Origin of the sequence: Streptomyces sp. NPDC057565, assembly GCF_042801455.1 — a bacterium.
GTDB lineage: Bacteria > Actinomycetota > Actinomycetes > Streptomycetales > Streptomycetaceae > Streptomyces > Streptomyces yanii.
In genome coordinates this window covers 159,409-181,045 of record NZ_JBHVFU010000011.1, presented here as the reverse complement: position 1 = coordinate 181,045, position 21,637 = coordinate 159,409, and the positions used below count along the sequence as shown (strand labels likewise).

The following is a 21,637-nucleotide window of genomic DNA, read 5'->3' as shown; positions in this document are numbered from 1 at the left end:
TGGGCTCTCTGGAGTCGCTGGCTGCCCGCACTCGGTGTGATCTGACATAGCGCACCGCAACGAAAAGCGGGCGCCGGACGGGCAAGCCCCGGGCTGAAGAGCCGGGCGGCCCCTGCCGATCGACACCGAGAAGTGGAGAAGTCAATGCAGCACAACCAGGGTCAGCGCGTGGAGTACCGGGACGAGAACAACAAGAAGTGCCAGGGCGAGATCACCAAGGTCAGCGGCACCGGCCCGGCGACGACGTACACCATCAAGAATGACAAGACGCACCGTGACGACAAGGTCCGGGAGATGCAGATCGACCAGAACCTGTAGCAACGGCTCCCCCGCTGATGCGCTGCCCGAGCCCCGAAGGCCGGGCTCGGGCAGGACGCTGACTCCAGCGCATGCAAGGGCGCCCGCGACCGCGGCAAAGCGGCTGTGCGGGCGCCCTCTGCTGCGCGGTGGCCGACGGATCCGGCCGGCGCGCGGCAGTGACTCTCAGAAACCGCCGCCACCGAAATCGCCGCCACCGCCGAAATCGCCACCCCCACCGAACCCTCCGCCGTCTCCCCCGCCGCCGAAATCGGACGCGTCGAAGTCGGAGCCGGAGTAGTCGCCGCCCGCATAGTCGCCACCGCCGAAGTCGCCGCCGCCGTAGTCCGCCGCGTAGGCCGGGGACGAGAGCATCGAACCGAGCAGGGTGCCGACCAGCAGGCCGGGAAGGATGCCGCCGCCGAAGTAGCCGCCTGCCCAGGGACCGTATGCCGGGCCCGCCTCCCAGTACGGGCGACGGCCGCCGTCGCCGGTGTCGACCATGCGGCTCAGCGGGTCCTCGCCGTCGCGCAGCCGGATCTCGTCCGCGCCGCAGACCGGGACCTCACGGGGCGTGCCGCCGGACGGGGTCCACATCGCGTCCGCAACCGAAGGGCCGTGGCGCGGGTCGAAGAAGCACGGGGGGCGGCGGTCCGGGAGCGGGCGGCCGGTGCGTCGGGCCTCCAGGACGGCCAGGGAGAAGCGGCCGTCCTCCAGAGCCCGGGTGACCCCGCGCACGTCGGAGGGGTGCTGGGCCTTGTCCATGGCCGACTTGGCGCTCTCGTACGAGTCGAGTGCCCGCTCGTAGTCCGCGCGCATCGCGTCGTCGGCGCCCGCCTCCGCCGGGTGGAAGTCGAGGCGGTCGAGGGTCTCGCCGTATGCGGTGATGTCCTCGTCCACGACGACCCGGAGCTTGTCGAGCGCCGCCCGTTCCTCCTCCGCCTTGCGGCGGCGGCTGCGGCGGACGATTGTGTACGCGGCCCCGCCGCCGATCACGGCGATCGCGCCGACGGCGATCAGTGCCGTCACGCCGGAGCTCGTCCCGGTCGAACCGCCGCTCCAGGAGGCGGGGGCGTGGCCGCGCGCCTGGGCGACGGCCTGGTCGACGAAGACGGTGAGCTGAGTCGCGGCGTCGGCATTCGTGCCGGGGGCCTGCAGCGCCGCGGAGAGATTCTGACGGGCCGCGACGGACATGACCGACCGGTCCGCGCCCAGCTTGAACGTGTCGCCGAGGCGGATTCCGTAGACGCCGGTGATCCCGGTGTCGTTGCGCAGCGTCCGCAACACCGTGGCCTCGGGAAACGCGGAGGTCCGCGGCAGCACCGCCACGAAGACCGGCTTGTCGGCGTCCTTGATCTTCTTGGTCAGGGCCTTGGCCTGACCCGCGGACAGCTGGTCCGCCACTGCCGGATCGACGTACACCGGTCCCTGACGGAGGGCCTGGGCCACCTCGTTGATCGTCGTGGCGTTCTGCGCGGTCAGAGCCATGGCCGGCGCGGCTGCCGACAGAATCAGCAGCAGGCCGGCCAGCAGGGTGAGGAACAGCCTGTTCCGCATATATCGAAGCTAACCCAGGTGGGCGACAAATGCTCCGCCCGCCCGGGTGGGCCCGGTTTCCGCTGAACTCCCGAGGGCACATGGGCGCGAGCGTCGGCCGCGGCCCTCGCGAATCCTCCCGCCGCAACGATCGTGCGATGGTCCGCCACCTCGTACGGACCGGGCCCAGGACCGTTCAGCGGGGGAAGAGAGTGCCCGCCTCGGCCTCAAAGAGCAACTCCGGGTCCAGGTCCATGCCGGCGAAGTGGCCGGCCAGCTCCAGGGAGAGCAGGCCATGGAGGCGACTCCAGAAGGCCAGGGCGCGGCGCAGGGTCGCGGGTTGAGCGGTCGGGTGGCCGGCGGCCCAGGCGCGGTGGCCCTCCACATACGCGTCCAGGGCGGCTTGCTCGCCTGTCGGGGGTTCCTCCGGGCCGGCAGCGACACAGGCGTCGAGCAGCGTCGACATGATCTCCGACGCGATCGCGGTGACGTCCTGCGGTGCCTCGTAACCGGGTACCGGCGTGCCGTAGATGAGGAAGTAGCGGTGCGGGTCCTCCAGGGCCCAGCGGCGCAGTACCTGTGCCAGCCCGGAGAGGTCGAGGTCGGCGGCGCCTCGGAAGGTGTCGGCGAGGCTGCGGTACGCGTCCTTGATGAGTTCGGTGATCAGCTCGTCCCGGCCGGCGAAGTACCGGTACAGAGCCGGTCCGCTCATGCCCATCTGCTTGGCGATCGCGTTCAGGGAGAGCGCTGACGCGCCCACGCCCGCGATCTGCTCCCAGGCCCGCTCCTTGACCTCCGCGCGCACCTGCTGCCGATACCGCTCTCGGGGGGTCGCCGTACTCCCGGTCATGGGCGCCACCTCTCACTTCCTTCTCGTCACCGCATCACCCAGACAGTTAGAAGTTATCACTTACGGCACGCCCCATCACGATCGAACGAACCACACGCTTGACACGGACCAGAGAAGAACTCACTCTAGTTACAGGTCCTAACAACTGTGAGAATCTAAAACACGATGGAGGTCGTGATGAGCACCGTCGAGCGCGTCGAGGTCGTCCTGCCGGGCAAGGTCGAGCCGGAGGGGCTGGAGATCCGCTACGGGCAGCCGGTACCCACCCCGGCCGCGGGACAGGTCCTGATCGGCATGGAGGCGACCGGAGTGTCCTTCGCCGAGCAGCAGATGCGTCGTGGCCGGTACTACGACCAGCCGCCGTTCCCCTTCGTCCCCGGATACGACCTGGTCGGCAGCGTGCTAGCCGTCGGCGAAGGCGTCGGCCCTGACCTGCTCGGCAAGCAGGTGGCCGCCCTGACCAAGACCGGCAGCTGGGCCAGCCACGTGGTGCTCGACGCCGCCGACGTGGTCGAGGTGCCTGCCGGTCTGGGCGCTGCGGAGGCCGAGACCGCGGTCGTCAACGGCATCACCGCCTGGCAGATGCTGCACCGCAAGGCGCGCGTACGCGCCGGACAGACCGTCCTCGTCCACGGGGCCAACGGCGGAGTCGGATCGATACTCATCCAGCTGGCGCTCGGCGCCGGCGTCCGGGTCATCGGCACCGCCTCCGCCCGCCACCACGCCGCGCTGCGCGCTCTCGGCGTGTCCCCCGTCGACTACCGGGGCGGCGACGTCCCTGCTCGTGTCCGGGAACTCGCCCCCGAAGGGGTGGACGCCGTGTTCGACCACGTCGGCGGCCGCAGCGTCATCGACTCCTGGCGGCTGCTCGCCCCCGGCGGCACCCTCGTCTCCTACGGCAGCGCCGCCACCCGGGACGACGAGGGATCGGGGCAGTGGCCCGTACTCAAGCTCCTGGGCCAGGTGTGGCTGTGGAACTGGCTGCCCAACGGCCGCCGCGCATATTTCTTCAACGTCTGGGCCGGCCGCGCCTTCTCCAAGAACCGCTTCCGGTCCCGGCTGCGCACCGACCTCACCCAGGTGTTCACGGCTCTGCAGCGCGGCGAGATCACCGCCCGGGTCGCCGCCGAACTCCCCCTGGCCCGCGCCGGCGAAGCGCTGCGCCTGGCCGAGTCGGGCACGGTCGCCGGGAAGGTCGTCCTCGTCCCGTAACCCCTGTCCGCCACCACCCGACCGCCCCCTCACCGCACACCAGGAGTACCACCGTGCTCGTCTCCCTTCTCGCCAAGGCCGTTGCCCTGCCCGTCGCATTCACGATCGGCGTGTCGGGCGGCTCCCACCTCCCCGTGGAGATCGACCACCGGGCCCCGGTCATCACCCGTGACGACATCGTCATCCACGCGCCGCTGAACAGGATCTGGAAGATCCAGACCGACGTCGAGGCCTGGCCGACCTGGCAGCCCGATGTCACCGAGGCGGTCGAGCTGACCCCCGGCCCGCTGCGGGCCGGCTCCGTCTTCCGCTGGTCGGTGCACGGCCTGAGCGACATCAACTCCACCGTCAAGCAGGTCTCGCCGCAACGCCGTATCGCGTGGGGAGGGCCGGCACAGGGCATCACCGCGGTCCACGTGTGGACCTTCACCCCGCGCCGGGACGGCGTGCACGTCCACACCGAGGAGTCCTGGTCCGGAGCGCCTGTCGAGGCCGATGTCCCCGCACTCCAGGCGGCATTGGATGCCTCACTGGACGCCTGGCTCCACAACCTGAAGGCAGAGGCCGAGAACTGACCGTGCGGGGCGGAGCCCTGACCGCCCGGCCACCGGGCGCGAGTCCACATGCATGGGCGGGCCTTTCAAAGTCTCTGTGACCCTGAAAAGGCCCGCCCAACTCCTGTGCGCCTCAGGCGGCCCGGTACGCCGCCTTCAGCTTGGCCAGCGCCCCGGTCAGATCGCCGGTGAGCAGCAGGTGGTCCGCGTCGGCGAACGGCTTGGACACCGCCGCGGTCGGCTTCCCGCCGGTCCTCTGCTGCACCAGCAGCCTGGCCTGGTCGACGATCGCCTTCCCCGCCGCGGTCCTGCCCAGCCCGGCCTTCTCCGCGACCTGCGCGGCGACCGTGAGCGCGGTGAGAGTCGGTTCGCCGCCGGTCGGGGCCTTCTTCAGCGTGGTCAGTCCCCAGCCGTACGGGAACTGCGGGTCGTACGTCGCGTCGCCGACGTTGATCGGCAGCTGCGACTCGGACTTCGGCCAGGTGACCGGCAGTTGTCCGGTGAAGGCACGCTTCCCGTACAGCACGTCCGCCACCCCGTCGCCCTCGGTGCCGGGCAGCCACGACGCGACGAGTGCGTCGATGTCGCCGAGCCGGTCGCCGATGAGCTGCGGGCGGCCGGACACGACCAGGACCGCGCACTTCATCGCGGCGCAGACCTTGTCGATCGCGGCCTTGTCGGCGGCGGTGAGCTCCAGGTCGTTGCCGTTGCCGACGTCGCCGATGCCCTCGGCGTACGGGGTCTCGCCGACGACCACGACTCCGACGTCGTAGCCGTCCGTGGGGGCGGAGGCGTCCTTGGAGTACGTGGCCGAGGCTGCGTCCTTCTTGATGCCGTCCAGGATCGTCGTACCCGTGGTGATCTTTCCGGACGAACCCTGCCAGCTGACGGTCCAGCCGCCGGCCTGGTTGCCGATGTCGTCGGCGTCGGATCCGGCGACGTACACCTTCTGAGAGGCCTTCAGCGGCAGCACCGCACCGTCGTTCTTCAGCAGGACCTGCGACTTGGCCACCGCCTCACGGGCCACCGCACGATGGGCGGCCGAGCCGACCCGGCCGATGTTCGTGGTGTCCGCGTACGGTTTCTCGAAGAGACCGAGCCGGAACTTCTGGGTCAGGATGCGGGTCACCGCGTCATCGATCCGGGTCCGGCTGATCCGGCCCGCGGTGACCTCGTCCTGAAGCGTCCTGGTGAAGTCCCGGTACGCCGTCGGGACCATGATCATGTCGAGTCCGGCATTGATCGACGTACGGATGTCGCTCGCGTAGTCGCCGGGGATCTGGTCGATGGCCTGCCAGTCGCTGATGACGAAGCCCTTGAAGCCCATCCGGTCCTTGAGCACGCCGTTGATCATCTCGGCGTTGGCGTGCATCTTCACCGGGCCCTCGTCGTCGCCGAGGATGTCCAGCGAGGAGTACGACGGCATGACCGTGCCGACGCCGCGCTCGACGGCCTCGTCGAACGGGGCGAGGTGGACCGCTTCGAGCTCCTTCCGGGTGACCTTCGTGACGCCCTGGTCGATGATGTACGAGCCGGTGGTGGACGACCCGAATTCCGTACCGCCGTCGCCGACGTAGTGCTTGGCGGTGGCCAGGACCTTGTCGTTGCGGTCCAGGTCCTTGCCGGACGCGCTGCCCTGCATGCCCTGGATGACCGTCTCCATGGACTCGACGAGTGCCGGATCCTCACCGTACGACTCGTAGGAACGGCCCCAGCGCTCGTCGCGGGTCACGCAGAGGCAGGGCGCGAAGTCCCACGGGATGCCGGTCGCGCGGACCTCGCTCGCGGTGACCGCGCCGGTCGCCTCGGCGAGCTTCGGGTCGCGGCCGGCGCCGATGCCGATGTTGTGCGGCATGATCGTCGAGCCGATGACGTTGTTGTGCCCGTGCACCGCGTCCACGCCGTAGATCAGCGGGATCTGGAAGCGGGTCGCCCGCGCCCGGAGTTGGTAGGAGTCGACCGTCTTCGCCCAGGCCTCGGGCGTGTTCGGCGTGGGGACGGAGCCGCCGCCGGAGAGCAGCGAGCCGAGGTCGTACGTGGCGATGTCCCCCTGCGACTTCAGCGCGTTGCGCTCGGCCTGGGTCATCTGGCCGGCCTTCTCGGCGGGCGACATCCGGGACAGGAGGTCGGCGACGCGCTTCTTCACCGGGAGCTTCGGGTCGAGGTACGGGAGGCCGTGGGCGTCGATGACGACCTGCGGGTTCTCCTTCGGCGGCTTGGCGCCGGTCACGGTGAGTTCGAGCGGGATCGTCTCGGCGGACTCGGCGGCGCCGTCCTTCTTGGTGGCGACCGAGATCCGGTGCGAGGTCCCGGACGCGGTGCCGGCCGGGAAGGTGTATGTGCCGCTGACCGGTGTGTAGTCCGTGCCGGCCTCGGCGCTGCCGCCCTTCGTCTCGTACGCGACGGTGACGGGTTCCTCGATCGGTGCGGAGCCGGTGGTGGCGACCGAGACATCGATGTCAGCAGTGCCGCCCTCCTTCACCGTGTGGACGGCCGCGTCCGTGACGACGCTCGCCTTCAGTGCGGCGTCGGCCTTCCCGTACAGCTCCACGCCGTCCATGGCGAACGAGCCGGGGGCGCCCGTCGGCAGTGTGACGGCGTAGCCCCACATCCGGTCCAGGCCGAGGACCTGGTCGATGCCGCCGACGGGCTGGTAGTCGGTGCGGTACACGAAGTCGGTGAACGGGATCTCGACCTGGTGCCAGCCCTCCCAGTCGTCGGTGAACGACGTGGTCCACAGCTCGGATGCCTCGCCGTTGGCGCCGCCGTCCTTGATCTCGAAGTTGATCCTCTTGCCCGAACCGGGCGGCAGCGGCGCGGTGTTCTGCCCGTACCACCAGAAGCGGATGCCCTTGTGGGACGACCAGTCGTGGGCGGGCCGGTCGGCGGCGAAGTCGTGGCTGAGTCCGCCGTAACCGCTGATGTCGTACGTGCCTTCGAGGACCTTGGCGCCCTCGGGGGCGTCGGCGCGCTCCTTGAGGGCCAGGGTGGGCGGGTCGTCGGAGTCGCCGCCCCAGGTGAAGATGCCGTCGGCAGGCTGGTTGGCGAACGGGACCTCGCCCTCGAAGCGGTCGACGAGGACAGGTGCCGGGTCGTCCGCCGTCGCCGCGGTGGCGCTCGGGACGGCTCCGGCGAGCAGGCCGGCCAGGACGGTGACGGCGGCGAGCGCCGCTGTCGTCGGTCTGGCCCGGTACCGGCTGTGCCGGCGGGTGCGTGATGGCATTGCGGCTCCTTCGGACACGAAATCTTCTGTCGCAGCGGTGCGGCTCATGCGTCGCGGGTGAGACGGATGGTGTCGCGGTACCACTCGGCGCTGTCCTTGAGCGTCCGCTCCTGCGTGTCGTAGTCGACGCGGACGATGCCGAACCGCTTGTCGTAGCCGTAGGACCACTCGAAGTTGTCCATCAGCGACCAGGCGAAGTAGCCCCGGACATCGGCTCCTTCGGCGCGGGCGGCGGCCACGGCGGCAATGTGGTCGGCGAGGTAGGTGGTGCGGTCGGCGTCGTGGATCCGGCCGTCCGCGGAGACGGTGTCGTCGAAGGCGGCGCCGTTCTCGGTGATGACGGTCGGGATGCCGTAGTCCTTCTCCAGTCCCACCAGCAGGTCGGTGAGGGCAGTGGGGGTGATCTCCCAGTCCATGGCCGTACGCGGCAGATCGCGCTCCACGCCGCGGGTGACGGGCAGGCCGTCGGCGTCCAGCGGGGAGCCGTCCTCGGTGACGCCGGAGAAGAGCGTGCCGCGGTAGAAGTTGACGCCGAGGATGTCGATCGGGGTGGAGATGATCTCCAGGTCGCCTTCCTGGGCTGGGAGTTCGACGCCGCGCAGGGCGAGGTCGGCGACGACGTCCTCGGGGTAGGCGCCCTTGACCAGCGGGTCCAGGTAGAGGCGACGGCCGAGCCCGTCGGCACGGCGGCAGGCCTCGGCGTCCTCGTGGCTGTCGGTCTCGGGTGTGGCGGTGCCGAGGTTGAGTGTGATGCCCAGTTCGAGCTCGTTGCCCCGGGCGGCGGCGGTCCCGCGGATGTACTGGGAGGCGAGCCCGTGGCCGAGGAGGAGGTGGTGGACGGCGTGGATCGCCTCGCCGAAGTTCGTACGGCCGGGGGCCTGGCTTCCGTACGCGTATCCGAGCATCGCGGAGCACCAGGGCTCGTTCAGCGTGGTCCAGTGCCTGACCCGGTCGCCGAGCGCGTCGTAGGCGAGGGCGGAATACTCGGCGAAGCGGTAGGCGGTGTCCCGGGCCGGCCAGCCGCCCGCGTCCTCCAGCTCCTGGGGCAGGTCCCAGTGGTAGAGCGTGATCCAGGGAGTGATGCCCTTCGACTCCAGCTCGTCGACCAGGCGCTTGTAGAAGTCGAGTCCCTTTGCGTTGGCCGGGCCTCGGCCGCCGGGCTGGATGCGCGGCCAGGCGAGCGAGAAGCGGTACGTGTCGACGCCCAGGTCCGCGATCAGCTGCACGTCCTCGGGCATCCGGTGGTAGTGGTCACAGGCCACATCGCCGTTCTCACCGCGGACGACCATGCCCGGCACCCTGCAGTACGTGTCCCAGATCGACGGGGTTCTGCCGTCCTCGGCGGCCGCCCCCTCGATCTGGTAGGCGGCGGTGGCAACGCCCCAGCGGAAGTCGGCGGGCAGACCGTGGACGGGCTCGGCGGCAATCTCGCGAGCGTATCCCTGGGGGATGACGAGGTTCATGGTTCTCCTGTGGTGTGCGTGGGGTCGCTACAAGCGGGGGGCGGCGGTGGCCGGCGTGGGCTGATGGAGCCAGCAGGCCACTGTGCGGGAGCCGTCACCGTCCGGTCGGGCCAGGACCGGCACCTGGGTGGCGCACGGATCGAGCGCCTTGCCGCAGCGGGGGTGGAAGGCGCAGCCGTCCGGCATCGCCGACAGATGCGGGGGCGAGCCGGGGATGCCGGTGAGTTCGCGACGGGGGCCGTGCAGCGCCGGGAAGGAGTGCAGCAGTCCGTCGCTGTAGGGGTGGCGGGGGTCGCGGTAGATGTCGGAGGCACCGGCCTCCTCGACGATCCGGCCGCCGTACATGATCGCGATCCGGTCCGAGAACTCGATCAGCAGCGAGATGTCATGGGTGATGAAGACGACGGAGAAGCCCAGCTCCTCGCGGAGCTTGACCAGTTGGCGCAGGATCTGGCGCTGCATGACGACGTCCAGGGCCGTCGTGGGCTCGTCCATGATGACGATCTCGGGCTCCAGTGCGAGCGCCATCGCGATCATCACGCGTTGCCGCATGCCGCCGGAGAGCTGGTGCGGGTAGGCGGAGAGCCGGTCCTCCGAGATGCCGACCAGGGACAGAAGCTCCACTGCGCGTGCGGTGCGTTCGGCCCGCTTCATCTCCGGGCGGTGGGCCTTGAGCACGTCGGTGAGCTGGCTGTGGACCGTGTGCACCGGGTTCAGGGAGTTCATCGCGCCCTGGAAGACGATCGACAGCTCCTGCCAGCGGAAGGCACGCAGCTCGGGGGCGGTCAGGGTCAGCAGGTCGAGCGCTTCGCCGTCGCGCTGGTGGTAGTGGACCTCGCCGCCGGTGATCACTCCGGGCGGGGAGAGGAGCCGGGTGACGGCGTACGCCAGGGTGGACTTGCCCGACCCCGACTCGCCGGCCAGGCCGAGGACTTCGCCGCGGTGCAGGGTGAGGTCGATGTCGCGCAGCGCGTGCACGGCGTCGTCGCCGGTCCCGTAGTCCACGTGGAGTCCGCTGATGGTGAGGACGGGCTCGCTCATGGGCGGGTCTCCTTCTCAGGGGTGCCGGGACGTGCCACGGGGGTGAAGCCGACCCGCATCCGGACCTTCCGGGACGCGCCCGTCTCCGTACGCAGCCGTGGGTTGACGAACTCGTCGATGCCGAAGTTGATCAGGGCGAGGGACATGCCGAGTAGTGCGATGCAGAGCCCGGCCGGCACGAACCACCACCACGCGCCCTGGGCCAGCGCCTGGTTGGACTGCGCCCAGAACAGGACGGTCCCCCAGTTCCAGTTGGAGATGTCGGCGACGCCGATGAAGGCGAGGGTGATCTCGGAGAGGATCGCGAAGATCACCGTGCCCACGAAGCCGGAGGCGATGACGGCCGTCAGGTTCGGCAGGACTTCGAAGAGGATGATCCGCCAGGTGGACTCGCCGGTGGCGCGGGCCGCTTCGACGTAGTCCCGGCGGCGCAGCGACAGCGTCTGCGCGCGCAGGACGCGCGCCCCCCAGGCCCACGAGGTGAACGCGATGACGGTGGCGATCAGGAGATCACCCGTGTCGGAGACGAAGCTGGCGATGATGATGATCAGCGGCAGTCCCGGGATGACCAGGAAGACGTTGGACAGCACCGAGAGCAGTTCGTCGGCCGTGCCCCCGAGGAAGCCGGCACTGACTCCGATCAGTACGGACAGGATGGTCGCGAAGATCCCGGCGACGAAGCCGACGACCAGAACGCCGCGGGTGCCGACGAGGATCTGCGAGAGGACGTCCTGACCGGTCTGCGTGGTGCCGAACCAGTGTGCTCCGGAAGGCGGTTGGAGCAGTTCGTTGCTCATGGCGTCGGGGTCGTACGGGGCGATCCACGGCCCGATGACGGCGATCAGGACGAAGAAGAGCAGGATGCCGAGCCCGACGGCGGTCTTGCGGCCGCGCAGGAACCGGAATCTGCGCTTACTCGGTGCCGGGGTCTCGGTCGTGTCGAGTACGGCGACCTCGGCGGCGGTGACAGCCATGTTCCTAGGCCTCCCTTCGGGTACGGGGGTCGAGGACCATGTAGATCACGTCGGCGAGGAGGTTCGCCGCGAGGACGGAGAGCGTGATGATCAGGAAGACGCCCTGCATCAGCGGGTAGTCCTTGGCGCCCACGCCCTGGAAGAGCTGGTAGCCGATGCCCGGGTAGGAGAAGACCATCTCCACCAGCAGCGTGCCGCCGACGATGAAGCCGAGGGAGAGCGCGAAGCCGGAGATGTTGGGCAGGATCGCGTTGCGTGCCGCGTATCCGAACATCACCCGGCGCTCGGAGAGCCCCTTGGCCTGGGCCACCATGACGTAGTCCTCGCTGGACACCGTCACCATCATGTTCCGCATGCCGAGGATCCAGCCCGCCACCGCGCTGAGCACGATCGTCAGCCCCGGCAGCGCCGCGTGATACAGCGCGCTGGAGATGAACGGCCAGTCGAAGGCGGGCACCAGGGCGCTGTCGTAACCGCCCGCGGCAGGGAACAGCGGCCACTTCACGGCGAACAGCGCGATGGCGATCAGCCCCAGCCAGAAGTACGGGATGGCGGAGATGAAGGTGGTGACGGGCAGCAGGCTGTCCATCCAGGAGCCGCGCCGCCAGCCGGTGAAGACGCCGATGCCGGTCCCGAGCACGAAGCTGATCAGGGTGGTGACACCGACGAGCGCGAGCGTCCACGGCAGCGACTGGGCGATCACCTCGCTGACCGGCGTCGGGAAGAAGGTGAAGGACAGCCCGAGGTCGCCGTCGAGCAGGTGCGACCAGTAGTCGGTGTACTGCTGCCAGAGCGACTGCTGCTTGTCGAGTCCGAAGAGCGCCTTGAGCGAGGCGATGGCGCTGGTGTCCAACTGGCCCTGGAAGCGGGCCATGAGCGCCTGTACGGGGTCACCCGGCATCATGCGCGGGATCAGGAAGTTGATGGTGATCGCGGCCCACGCGGTGACCAGGTAGAAGGCGAGCCGTTGCAGCAGGTACTTCACTTCGCAGCCGCCTTCTCGTGGTCGCCGGCGTTGTCCGTGGTCTCCGCGCCGTCCGCGTACAGCCAGCAGGCCGCCCACTGGCCGTCCGCCAGCTCGAAGCGCGGCGGCAGTTCGGTGCGGCAGCGCTCCATCGCCTTCGGGCAGCGCGGATGGAAGCGGCAGCCGGCCGGCGGGGCGATCAGCGAGGGCGGTTCGCCGCTGCCGGCCTCCTCCTGTTCCGCCTCGGCGACCACCCGGTCCGGGTCGGGCGCGGAGGCGATCAGCAGTTGGGTGTACGGGTGCGCGGGGCGCTGGGTGACGGTCTCGCTGTCGCCGCCCTCGACGATCCGGCCCGCGTACATCACGAGCGTGGTGTCCGCGAAGTAGCGGGCGGAGGCGATGTCGTGGGTGATGTAGAGGATCGCCAGGTGGAGGCGTTCCTTGAGGTCACGCAGCAGGTTGAGGACGCCGAGCCGGATGGATACGTCGAGCATCGAGACCGGCTCGTCGGCGAGGAGGACCTTCGGGTCGGCACCGAGCGCACGGGCGATGGCGACGCGCTGGCGCTGGCCGCCGGAGAGCTCGTGCGGGAACTTGTCCAGGTACTGCGCGGCGGGAGTCAGTTGCACCCGCTCCAGCAGCTCGGTGAGTTCGGTCCCGGTCGCCTCCCGCCCGTGGATCCTCAGCGCCCGGGTGAGGTGGTAGCGCACGGTGTGCACCGGGTTGAGCGAGGCGAACGGGTCCTGGAAGATCAGCTGGACCTGGCGAACGTAACTGCGGAAGGACCGGCCACGGCCTGCCTTCACCGCCTGCCCGCCCAGCCGGATCTCGCCCCCGGTGAGCGGATACAGCTGGGCGAGCAGCCGGGCGACGGTGGATTTCCCGGAGCCCGACTCCCCCACCAGCGCCGTGACGGTGGAGCGCCGCAGGTGCAGCGAGACGTCGTCGACGGCGTGGACGGTGCGGCGCCTGCCCGCGACGAGGTCGCGGCCGGTACGCCGGACGGGGAAGTGTTTGGTGACTCCGCGCGCTTCGAGCACGACGTCGGTCTGATCGGTGGTGGTCATGGCCGGTCCGTTTCCCCGTACTTACTTCTTGGCGGGCTTGAGCTTCAGCACGATCTCCAGCGCGCTCGGCTGGGTGTGCTGCGGCGGGGCGTAGGGGTCGACCTCGGTGGGCCAGCCCACCCAGTTCTTCGTGGAGTACTCGGCTCCGATGGGGGCGGCCGCCGTCGGGATCATCGGCGCCTGCTCGACCATGATCTTCTGCAGGGTGTTCATGGCGTTGATCCGGGCGGTGTCGTCGGTGGCACTGGCGAAGTCCTTGAGCGCCTCGGTCGCCTCGGTGTTCTTGAAGCGGCCGAAGTTGCCGATCTGGGAGGCCTTGCCGATGGGCTGGAGCAGCGCGCCGTCCATGATGTTCTGATACATGTCGTACGGGGTCGCGCCGCTGTTGGTCCAATGCAGGGTGGCGTCGAAGTTGCCGTTGGCGACGTCCGCGCCCCAGGCCTCGGCGGTCTGCGTCTTGACCTTCGCCTCGATACCGAGCTGCTTGATGTTGTCCTTGATGATCGAGAGCCCGGTGATGTAGTCGTTCCAGCCGGCCGGGTCGGTGAAGGTGAGCTTGACCGGCTTGCCGCTCGGGTCCTTCAGGACCCCGCCGGCGAGCTTGAACCCGGCGTCGGCGAGCACCTTCTTGGCCCCCTCCACGTCCGGCTTGGTGGTGGCGCTCTTGTACTCGGGCGCGAGGAACGACTCACCGGCGGGCAGCGGAATGCCGGTCGGGTTGGTGATCTCCGGGTAGAGGGTCGCCTCGGCCTGCGTGTAGATCGCGTTGCGGTCGACGACCATCGCCATCGCCTTGCGCAGCGCCGGGTTGTCGAACGGTTTGCGGGCGGTGTTGAACCACAGTCCGTGGATGCCGAGCCCGGACGGGAACCAGAGCTTGTGGTTCTTCGGGTCCTTGGAGATGAACAGCTGCTTGTAGTTCGGCATGAAGACGAACGACCACTCGACCTTGCCGCCGGCCAGCGCCGTGGTCGCCGCGCTGTTGTCGTTGTACGCGGTGTAGCGCAGCTCCTTGACCTTGGTCGCGCCCTTCCAGTACGTGGGCGTGGCGGTCAGCGTGGTGGTCTGCGGGGTGAACGTCTTGAGCTTGTACGGTCCCGAGCCGACCGGCGTACGGTTGGGCCAGGTCTCCGGGTCCTTGACGTCCTTCCAGATGTGCTTGGGCACGATGAACTGCTGGATGATCTTGTTCTGGTTGACGTACTGCGAGTCCTGGAAGGTCAGCACGACCTTCTTGCCCTGCACGCCGATCCCGTCGAACGGGATGCCGTTGCCGTTGAGCGCCGGGTGCTTCTTGAGCAGCTCGAAGGTGTACGCGACGTCCTCGGCGGTCAGCGGCTTGCCGTCGGCCCATTTGGCCTTGTCATCCAGGGTGAAGGTGACCTTGGTGAAGTTGAGCTCCCACTTCCAGTCGCTCGCCAGCCACGGGTCCGCCTTGTCCGCGGGCCGGATCTGGTTCGTCATCGCCAGGGGCTCGTAGATCATGAAGCGGTAGCCGAGGGTGGCACCGGCCGAGGTGGACAGGAACGGGTTGCTGTTGTTCGTCTGCGGTCCGTCCGGCTTGCCCAGGGTCAGCACGCCGGAGGCGGCGCCACCCCCTTTGTTGGCACCCGAGTTGGCGGACGAGCAACCGGTGGCGAGAGCGACCACGACGGTGGCGAGTGAGAGCGCTCTCAGCGCGGGGTGACGACGTGCGGACATGGCGACTCCAGGAAGGACTGCGGGTCTGGGAGATCCGGGGAACGGGGGGTGGGCAGCGCTCGGCGCGCCGTGTTCGGGCGGTGCGGAGTGGTGCGGGTGCTGCTGGTCGTGCCGGTGGTGCGCAGACGTGCACGGGGAGGCGCGGGGTGGTGCCTGAGAGAGTGGAACAACGGGAAGCGGATGGCCGGTCGGACCGGCCGGACCGCTACGGCGCCGAGTGGCGCACGACCAGTTCGGTGGGCAGCACGACCGGTTCGTCCGGAACGGCCGTGCCACCCAGATGGGAGAGCAGCAACCGCGCCGCCGTCTCACCCATCTGACGAGTGGGCTGGCGCACGGTGGTCAGCGGCGGTTCGGTGTGCTCGGCCATCGGGATGTCGTCGAAGCCGACCACCGCGATGTCGTCGGGCACGGACCGTCCGGCCGCGCGCAACGCCCGCAGCACGCCTGCCGCACTGATGTCGTTGTGCGCGAAGACCGAGTCGAACTCCACGCCTTCGGCGAGGAGTTGCTCCACGGCCTGGCGGCCGCACCGTTCGGTGAAGTCCCCCTGGACCACGAGATCGGTGGGCAGAACCGTACGGAATCCGTCCAGCCGGTCGCGCACGCAGCCGAAGTGCTGGGGGCCCGTGAGGACCAGGGGCCTGGTACGTCCTGCGGACAGCAGATGGCGGGCAGCGGACGCACCTCCTTCGCGGTTGGTGGTCACGACGGAGGGGAACTCGGGGTGGTGGCCGCGGTCGTCGATCAGCACGATCGGCAGACCACCGCGGTGCAGTGCGGTGAGGTGATCGAGGGTGTTCTCGGGTTCGACGACGACGAGTCCGTCGAAGGCGCGCGCCGACACCTGACTGGTGAAGCGCTCCACCGATTCCGCACCCCGGTTGCAGGTGAAGAGCAGCAGCCCGTAGTCGGCCGCTTCGACGGTGTCGACGACGCCCTGGAGCACTTCGCCCATCCACGGCCAGGTGAGCGAGGGCACCAGCATGCCGACCGTACGGCTGCTTCCGCGGGCCAGTCCGACGGCGCCCGAGCTGGGTACGTAACCCAGCTGTGCGATCACTTCACGAACGCGGGCGGCCGTGGAGCCGTCCACTTCGCCCTTGGTGTTGATGACCCGGGACACGGTCGTCTTGCTGACGCCGGCCTCGCGGGCGACATCGGCGATGGTGACTCGCATCGGGGGGCCTCCAGGGCACGGCATGACAGGGAGCTGAAACCGGTACCGCAACCGGTTCCGGAACCGGTACCGGCGTTGCGGCGTGAGTTAACCGCGCCGGAACAGTGCCGTCAATACTTCACGCCGACATTGGTCCGTACCCATATTCCAAGCAGGCGGGGCACGTTGTGTCTTCAAGTCATGAACGCGCACCCCCTTGACGTGGGCACCTAACAGCAGTTCACTCACGCCTCGATCGACGGCAACTCCCCCACAGCCCTGCCGAGAAAGGCAGCAGCCCATGATCAGATCAAGCGGAGCGGCTCGCGTACTGGTCGCCGCAGTGCTCGCGACAGCGGGTCTCACCGGGGTCTCGTCCGGCACCGCCCAGGCGGCCGGTGAGACCGTGAACATCGCGCTGACCACGACGGACGACGCCGGTGGCCGGCATGTCACCCGGGGCCTGGAGGCACAGACCCCGATTGCCTTCGGCTCCGGGAACGGTGGCGGCGGTACGAACATCACGGTCGACGAATCCACCCGCTACCAGACATTCACGGGCGGCGGCGCCTCGTTCACCGACACGGCCGCGTACCTCATGAAGAGCAGCGGGGCGCTGACCCAGGCGACCCGCGACGCGACGATGAAGAAGCTGTTCTCCCCCACCGAGGGCATCGGGCTCTCGTTCGTACGCAATCCGATGGGCGGGTCGGACCTCGCCAGGACCGGCTACACGTACGACGACATACCGTCCGGCCAGACCGACCCGTCGCTCGCGAAGTTCTCGATCGCACACGATCTGGCGGACGTGCTCCCGCTGACCAAGCAGGCCAAGCAGCTCAATCCGGCACTGACGACGGTCGCGTCGCCGTGGACCGCGCCGGCCTGGATGAAGGACAGCGGCCGGCTGAACGGCGGCTGGCTCAAGGCGGAGAACTACGGGACCTACGCCGACTACTTCGTGAAGTACCTTCAGGCGTACCGGGACCAGGGCGTTCCGGTCGACTACGTCACTGCGCAGAACGAGCCGACCTGCTGTTCCGGCTATCCGTCGATGAGCTGGAACGGCTCGGGGCTCGCCTACTTCACCAAGAGCGAGCTGCTGCCGAAGCTCCAGTCCGCGGGGCTCGCGACCAAGGTCCTCGCCCACGACTGGAACTGGGACACCTACGACGCCTACGCGGCGGCCACCGTGGACGACGCGGCCGTGCGCAACCACCCCAACTTCGGCGGGGTCGCCTGGCACGGCTACGGCGGCGACGTCTCCAAGCAGACCACCGTGCACAACCAGTACCCGACGACGGACGCCTTCCAGACCGAGCACTCGGGCGGCACCTGGATCGCCGACCAGCAGCGCGAGGACATGCTCAACATCGTCGACTACACCCGCAACTGGGCGAAGTCGGTGACCAAGTGGTCCCTCGCGGTGGACCAGAACCGCGGCCCGCACAACGGCGGCTGCGGCACCTGCGACGGGCTGATCACCGTGCACAACGGGGACAGCAGGAGCGGCCAGGTCGACTACACCATCGAGTACTACACGATGGGTCATCTGACGAAGTTCGTCCGGCCCGGCGCCCAGCGGGTCGCCTCGACCGCCAGCTCCACGGTGCCGAACGTGGCCTGGCGCAACCCGGACGGTTCGAAGGCGCTGATCGCCTACAACGGCGGTACGTCGGCGCAGCAGGTGACCGTCAACTGGGGCGGCCAGAAGTTCACCTACTCGCTGCCGGGCCGCACCTCGGCGACGTTCACCTGGTCAGGCAACCCGTCCGGCTCCACCGGCACCTCGGGCGTCTTCTCGGGCCCCGCGGGCAAGTGCCTGGACGTCGCGGGCGGCAGCAGCGCCGACGGGACGGCCGTCCAGCTCTATGACTGCAATGGCTCGGCGGCCCAGCGCTGGACGGTCGCAGCGGACGGTTCCATCCAGGCGTTGGGCTCCTGCCTGGATGTGACGTCCGCGTCGACGGCCGACGGAGCGAAGGTCCAGCTGTACACCTGCAACGGTTCGTCGGCGCAGCGCTGGACGTACAACGCCTCGACGGGTGACGTCGTCGACACGGCGGCGGACAAGTGCCTGGACATCACCGACCACTCGACGGCGAACGGGGCGCGCGCCCAGATCTGGACGTGCACCGGAGCGGCCAATCAGAAGTGGCGTCTCCAGTAAGTGAACGAACCGGTCCGGGGCGGGCCCACGGCGACCACGCCGTGGGCCCACTAGACCTCCGTGCAGCCCGGTGGGCCCGCCCCGGACCCGGGGGCTACTCCGTGGGCTCGACCCCGGCCCGCAGCAGACCGTAGGTGTACGCGTCCTCCAGCGCCTGCCAGGACGCGGCGATGACGTTCTCCGCGACGCCGACGGTCGCCCAGTCACCGGTGCCGTCGCCCGTGGTGATCAGCACGCGGGTGGTGGACTCGGTGCCGGTGCGGCCCTCCAGGATGCGGACCTTGTAGTCGACCAGCTCCAGCTTGGCGAGCTGCGGGTAGATCCGCTCCAGGCCGACGCGCAGCGCCCGGTCGAGGGCGTTGACCGGGCCGTTGCCCTCGGCGGTGGCGACGATCCGCTCGCCCTTCGCCCAGAGCTTCACGGTCGCCTCGTTGGCGTGCGTGCCGTCGGGTCGGTCCTCGACGATCGCCCGCCAGGACTCCGTACGGAAGTAGCGGCGCACTCGGCCCTCGGCCTCGGCGCGCAGCAGCAGCTCGAAGGAGGCGTCCGCGGCTTCGTACGTGTAGCCCTTGAGCTCGCGCTCCTTGACCCGCTCCACGACCCGGCCGACGAGCTCGCGGTTGCCCCCGAGGTCGATGCCGAGCTCCTTGCCCTTGAGCTCGATGGAGGCGCGGCCCGCCATGTCGGAGACGAGCATCCGCATGGTGTTGCCGACGAGCGCCGGATCGATGTGCTGGTAGAGGTCGGGGTCGACCTTGATGGCGGAGGCGTGCAGTCCGGCCTTGTGGGCGAAGGCGGAAACACCCACATAGGGCTGGTGGGTGGAGGGTGTGAGGTTGACGACCTCGGCGATGGCGTGCGAGATACGGGTCATCTCGGCCAGTGCGCCCTCGGGGAGGACGCTCTTGCCGTACTTGAGTTCCAGGGCGGCGACGACGGGGAAGAGGTTGGCATTGCCGACCCGCTCGCCGTACCCGTTGGCGGTGCACTGGACGTGCGTGGCGCCGGCGTCGACGGCGGCCAGGGTGTTGGCGACCGCGCAGCCGGTGTCGTCCTGGGCATGGATGCCGAGCCGGGCGCCGGTGTCCGCGAGGACGGTGGAGACGACGGCCTGGACCTGGGCGGGGAGCATCCCGCCGTTGGTGTCGCAGAGGATGACGACGTCGGCGCCGGCCCCGTGCGCGGCCCGGACGACGTCCTTGGCGTACTCGGGGTTGGCGCGGTAGCCGTCGAAGAAGTGCTCGCAGTCGACGAAGACCCGGCGGCCCTGTTCGCGCAGGTAGGAGACGGTGTCGCGGACCATCTCCAGGTTCTCTTCGAGGGTGGTGCGCAGGGCGAGTTCCACATGCCGGTCGTGCGACTTGGCGACCAGTGTGATCACCGGGGCTCCGGACTCCAGCAGCGCCTTGACCTGGGGGTCCTCCGACGCCCTGGCTCCGGCCCTGCGGGTCGCGCCGAAGGCGACCAGCTCGGCGTTCTTGAACTCGATCTCCTGCTGAGCACGGGCGAAGAACTCCGTGTCGCGGGGGTTGGCGCCGGGCCAGCCGCCCTCGATGAAGCCCACGCCGAAGTCGTCCAGGTGCCGGGCAATGGTCAGCTTGTCCGCGACCGTCAGGTTGATGCCTTCACGCTGTGCACCGTCGCGCAGTGTGGTGTCGAAGACATGGAAGCTGTCGTCGGTGGGCTTGGCCTTGGTGGTCATGCTGGTCTGACTCCTGTCGGATGAGTGGATCCGGACGATTGGGCTCCACTTGCCCCCATCATCCCGCGCGCGCATCGCCCCGGCCGAGGTGAGGGCCGGAAAACGAAAAAACCCCTCGCGGGTGCGAGAGGTCTGCGCGCGGGTCTGGGGCACGGTGCCGCTCCGTACGTGGTGGTACGAGACGGTCACTGCGGACCGGCGCGCCTGTTGCCAATAATCATGACGAACGAGGACACGGACGCAGTCTCGCACAGCACTGCCCCCGTGCCGTCGGCCGTCTCAGGATGCGGGCGTGACGCTCGTCGCTCCGGCCGGCTCCGTCCGCCCGTCCCGGGGAGCCACCGTGCCGACCCGTCCCAGGTCGATGTCGCGGGTCTCGCGCATCGTCAGGTAGACGACCAGGGAGACCGCGGCACAGCCCGCCACGTACCAGTAGAAGCCGGACTCCACGCCGGCCTTCTTGAACCAGAGCGCCACGTATTCGGCGGTGCCGCCGAAGAGGGCGTTGGCGAGGGCGTACGGGAGGGCGACGCCCAGCGCGCGGATGCCGGTCGGGAAGAGCTCGGCCTTCACGCAGGCGTTGATCGAGGTGTAGCCCGTGACCACGACCAGGGCGAGCAGCGCCAGCCCGAACGCGGGCCAGAAGGTGCCCGCGTGCTTCAGCATGGTCATGATCGGCACGGTCAGGAAGGTCGAGCCGACCGCGAACGTGATCAGCAGCGGGCGACGGCCGATCCGGTCGGACAGCCTGCCCGCGAGCGGCTGGATGCACATGAAGACGAACAGGGCGCAGAAGCTGACGAGCGAGGCCGTGGACTTCTCCATGCCCGCGCTCTTCGAGAGGAACTTGGTGAGGTAGGTCGTGTACGTGTAGTACGCGACGGTCCCGCCCATGGTCAGCGCCATCACCAGGAACGCCTCGCGCTTGTGCTGCCACAGCGCCCTGAGCGTGCCGCGGTCCTCCTGGTCCGCGGCGCCCGACTCCGCGTACACCTCGGTCTCCGGCATGGAGCGGCGCAGATAGAAGACGACGGCCGCGCCGAGCGCCCCGACGATGAACGGGATGCGCCAGCCCCAACTGTGCAGGGCCGCATCGGACATGGTGCGCTGCAGGACGATCTGGAGACCGAGGCCGACCAGCTGCCCGGCGGTCATGGACACGTACTGGAAGCTGGAGGCGAAGCCGCGCCGTCGGGGTGCGGACGCCTCGGTGAGGTACGTGGCGCCGGCGGCGTACTCGCCGCCGACGGAGAGGCCCTGGAGCAGCCGGGCCACGAGCAGGACGGCGACGCCGCCGTAGCCCGCCACGGCGTACGTCGGCGCGACGGCGATGAGGATCGCCGAGGCCGACATGAGGGTGACGGTGAGCGTCAGCGCGGCCTTGCGCCCTCTGCGGTCACCGATCCGGCCGAGCATCCAGCCGCCGACCGGCCGCATGAAGAAGCCGACGGCGAAGATGCCCATGGTGTTCATGAGATTGGCGGTCTCATTGCCTTCGGGGAAGAACGAGTCCGCGAAATAGACCGCGAAGGTCGCGTACACGAACCAGTCGAACCACTCGACCATGTTGCCGGCGGAGCCGACCCAGATCTTCTTCCACTGCTCTCGTCCCATGGTCCGTCACCGTGCCGCACCGGCCGGGAACGTAACAACCGTGCAGGGGGCAACGAACGCGCGTACTTACGTGCGCCTCGTTCACGGCCGGGGGAACGGAGGCTTCGGCA

At 69.2% G+C, this 21,637-nt stretch carries 16 protein-coding genes; 4 read left to right on the top strand and 12 right to left on the bottom strand.

Annotated elements, in window-relative coordinates:
* Window positions 1-144 precede the first annotated feature (144 nt).
* The gene (locus tag ACFU8W_RS22050; RefSeq protein ID WP_384039711.1) at window positions 145-318 is read left to right on the top strand and encodes a hypothetical protein; all 174 of its coding nucleotides are present in this window, start codon (window positions 145-147) and stop codon (window positions 316-318) included.
* Between the two features lie 165 nt (window positions 319-483).
* Here ACFU8W_RS22050 and ACFU8W_RS22045 read toward each other — a convergent pair whose 3' ends face one another.
* The gene (locus tag ACFU8W_RS22045; protein ID WP_384039708.1) at window positions 484-1,854 is read right to left on the bottom strand and encodes a hypothetical protein; all 1,371 of its coding nucleotides are present in this window, start codon (window positions 1,852-1,854) and stop codon (window positions 484-486) included.
* 175 nt (window positions 1,855-2,029) lie between these two features.
* Window positions 2,030-2,683, bottom strand: a complete 654-nt coding sequence (locus tag ACFU8W_RS22040; protein WP_384039705.1) for a TetR/AcrR family transcriptional regulator — start codon at window positions 2,681-2,683, stop codon at window positions 2,030-2,032.
* A gap of 177 nt (window positions 2,684-2,860) precedes the next feature.
* Here ACFU8W_RS22040 and ACFU8W_RS22035 point away from each other — a divergent pair, with 177 nt between their 5' ends.
* Both ACFU8W_RS22035 and ACFU8W_RS22030 read left to right on the top strand, forming a co-directional pair.
* Complete coding sequence (locus ACFU8W_RS22035) at window positions 2,861-3,895, top strand: medium chain dehydrogenase/reductase family protein (protein ID WP_384039702.1); 1,035 nt, start codon at window positions 2,861-2,863, stop codon at window positions 3,893-3,895.
* A gap of 53 nt (window positions 3,896-3,948) precedes the next feature.
* The gene (locus tag ACFU8W_RS22030; protein ID WP_384039699.1) at window positions 3,949-4,470 is read left to right on the top strand and encodes an SRPBCC family protein; all 522 of its coding nucleotides are present in this window, start codon (window positions 3,949-3,951) and stop codon (window positions 4,468-4,470) included.
* A 112-nt stretch (window positions 4,471-4,582) separates the two neighbouring features.
* Here ACFU8W_RS22030 and ACFU8W_RS22025 read toward each other — a convergent pair whose 3' ends face one another.
* The 8 genes from ACFU8W_RS22025 to ACFU8W_RS21990 form a co-directional block, all read right to left on the bottom strand.
* Complete coding sequence (locus tag ACFU8W_RS22025; protein WP_384039696.1) at window positions 4,583-7,672, bottom strand: glycoside hydrolase family 3 N-terminal domain-containing protein; 3,090 nt, start codon at window positions 7,670-7,672, stop codon at window positions 4,583-4,585.
* Between the two features lie 44 nt (window positions 7,673-7,716).
* Window positions 7,717-9,135: a GH1 family beta-glucosidase gene (locus ACFU8W_RS22020; RefSeq protein WP_384039693.1), complete on the bottom strand. Its 1,419-nt coding sequence runs from the start codon at window positions 9,133-9,135 to the stop codon at window positions 7,717-7,719.
* Between the two features lie 27 nt (window positions 9,136-9,162).
* Window positions 9,163-10,176, bottom strand: a complete 1,014-nt coding sequence (locus ACFU8W_RS22015; RefSeq protein WP_384039690.1) for an ABC transporter ATP-binding protein — start codon at window positions 10,174-10,176, stop codon at window positions 9,163-9,165.
* Window positions 10,173-11,150, bottom strand: a complete 978-nt coding sequence (locus ACFU8W_RS22010; protein WP_384039687.1) for an ABC transporter permease — start codon at window positions 11,148-11,150, stop codon at window positions 10,173-10,175. Before ACFU8W_RS22010 ends, ACFU8W_RS22015 begins: the two co-directional genes overlap by 4 nt.
* A 4-nt stretch (window positions 11,151-11,154) precedes the next feature.
* Window positions 11,155-12,135: an ABC transporter permease gene (locus tag ACFU8W_RS22005; RefSeq protein ID WP_266981156.1), complete on the bottom strand. Its 981-nt coding sequence runs from the start codon at window positions 12,133-12,135 to the stop codon at window positions 11,155-11,157.
* The gene (locus ACFU8W_RS22000) at window positions 12,132-13,181 is read right to left on the bottom strand and encodes an ABC transporter ATP-binding protein (protein ID WP_384039684.1); all 1,050 of its coding nucleotides are present in this window, start codon (window positions 13,179-13,181) and stop codon (window positions 12,132-12,134) included. The genes ACFU8W_RS22005 and ACFU8W_RS22000 overlap by 4 nt, the downstream gene beginning before the upstream one ends.
* Window positions 13,182-13,202: 21 nt before the next feature.
* Window positions 13,203-14,882 carry an ABC transporter substrate-binding protein gene (locus ACFU8W_RS21995; RefSeq protein WP_384039681.1) on the bottom strand — a complete coding sequence of 560 codons (1,680 nt, stop codon included), beginning with the start codon at window positions 14,880-14,882 and terminating at the stop codon, window positions 13,203-13,205.
* Between the two features lie 205 nt (window positions 14,883-15,087).
* The gene (locus ACFU8W_RS21990) at window positions 15,088-16,062 is read right to left on the bottom strand and encodes a LacI family DNA-binding transcriptional regulator (protein ID WP_384039678.1); all 975 of its coding nucleotides are present in this window, start codon (window positions 16,060-16,062) and stop codon (window positions 15,088-15,090) included.
* Between the two features lie 280 nt (window positions 16,063-16,342).
* On the opposite strand from ACFU8W_RS21990, the gene ACFU8W_RS21985 reads away from it, so the two are divergent.
* Window positions 16,343-18,211 carry a lectin gene (locus tag ACFU8W_RS21985; RefSeq protein WP_384039675.1) on the top strand — a complete coding sequence of 623 codons (1,869 nt, stop codon included), beginning with the start codon at window positions 16,343-16,345 and terminating at the stop codon, window positions 18,209-18,211.
* 94 nt (window positions 18,212-18,305) lie between these two features.
* Here the strand turns inward: ACFU8W_RS21985 and cimA are convergent, their stop codons facing one another.
* Window positions 18,306-19,913, bottom strand: a complete 1,608-nt coding sequence (cimA, locus tag ACFU8W_RS21980; protein WP_345510152.1) for a citramalate synthase — start codon at window positions 19,911-19,913, stop codon at window positions 18,306-18,308.
* 279 nt (window positions 19,914-20,192) lie between these two features.
* Window positions 20,193-21,527, bottom strand: a complete 1,335-nt coding sequence (locus ACFU8W_RS21975) for an MFS transporter (RefSeq protein WP_384039672.1) — start codon at window positions 21,525-21,527, stop codon at window positions 20,193-20,195.
* Window positions 21,528-21,637 lie beyond the last annotated feature (110 nt).

Bases quoted from the DNA above. Each gene is read 5' to 3' on its own strand.
- ACFU8W_RS22050 (WP_384039711.1), top strand. From the start codon at position 145: ATGCAGCACAACCAGGGTCAGCGCGTGGAGTACCGGGACGAGAACAAC.
- ACFU8W_RS22045 (WP_384039708.1), bottom strand. From the start codon at position 1,854: ATGCGGAACAGGCTGTTCCTCACCCTGCTGGCCGGCCTGCTGCTGATT.
- ACFU8W_RS22040 (WP_384039705.1), bottom strand. From the start codon at position 2,683: ATGACCGGGAGTACGGCGACCCCCCGAGAGCGGTATCGGCAGCAGGTG.
- ACFU8W_RS22035 (WP_384039702.1), top strand. From the start codon at position 2,861: ATGAGCACCGTCGAGCGCGTCGAGGTCGTCCTGCCGGGCAAGGTCGAG.
- ACFU8W_RS22025 (WP_384039696.1), bottom strand. From the start codon at position 7,672: ATGCCATCACGCACCCGCCGGCACAGCCGGTACCGGGCCAGACCGACG.
- ACFU8W_RS22020 (WP_384039693.1), bottom strand. From the start codon at position 9,135: ATGAACCTCGTCATCCCCCAGGGATACGCTCGCGAGATTGCCGCCGAG.
- ACFU8W_RS22015 (WP_384039690.1), bottom strand. From the start codon at position 10,176: ATGAGCGAGCCCGTCCTCACCATCAGCGGACTCCACGTGGACTACGGG.
- ACFU8W_RS22010 (WP_384039687.1), bottom strand. From the start codon at position 11,150: ATGGCTGTCACCGCCGCCGAGGTCGCCGTACTCGACACGACCGAGACC.
- ACFU8W_RS22000 (WP_384039684.1), bottom strand. From the start codon at position 13,181: ATGACCACCACCGATCAGACCGACGTCGTGCTCGAAGCGCGCGGAGTC.
- ACFU8W_RS21995 (WP_384039681.1), bottom strand. From the start codon at position 14,882: ATGTCCGCACGTCGTCACCCCGCGCTGAGAGCGCTCTCACTCGCCACC.
- ACFU8W_RS21990 (WP_384039678.1), bottom strand. From the start codon at position 16,062: ATGCGAGTCACCATCGCCGATGTCGCCCGCGAGGCCGGCGTCAGCAAG.
- ACFU8W_RS21985 (WP_384039675.1), top strand. From the start codon at position 16,343: ATGATCAGATCAAGCGGAGCGGCTCGCGTACTGGTCGCCGCAGTGCTC.
- cimA (WP_345510152.1), bottom strand. From the start codon at position 19,913: ATGACCACCAAGGCCAAGCCCACCGACGACAGCTTCCATGTCTTCGAC.
- ACFU8W_RS21975 (WP_384039672.1), bottom strand. From the start codon at position 21,527: ATGGGACGAGAGCAGTGGAAGAAGATCTGGGTCGGCTCCGCCGGCAAC.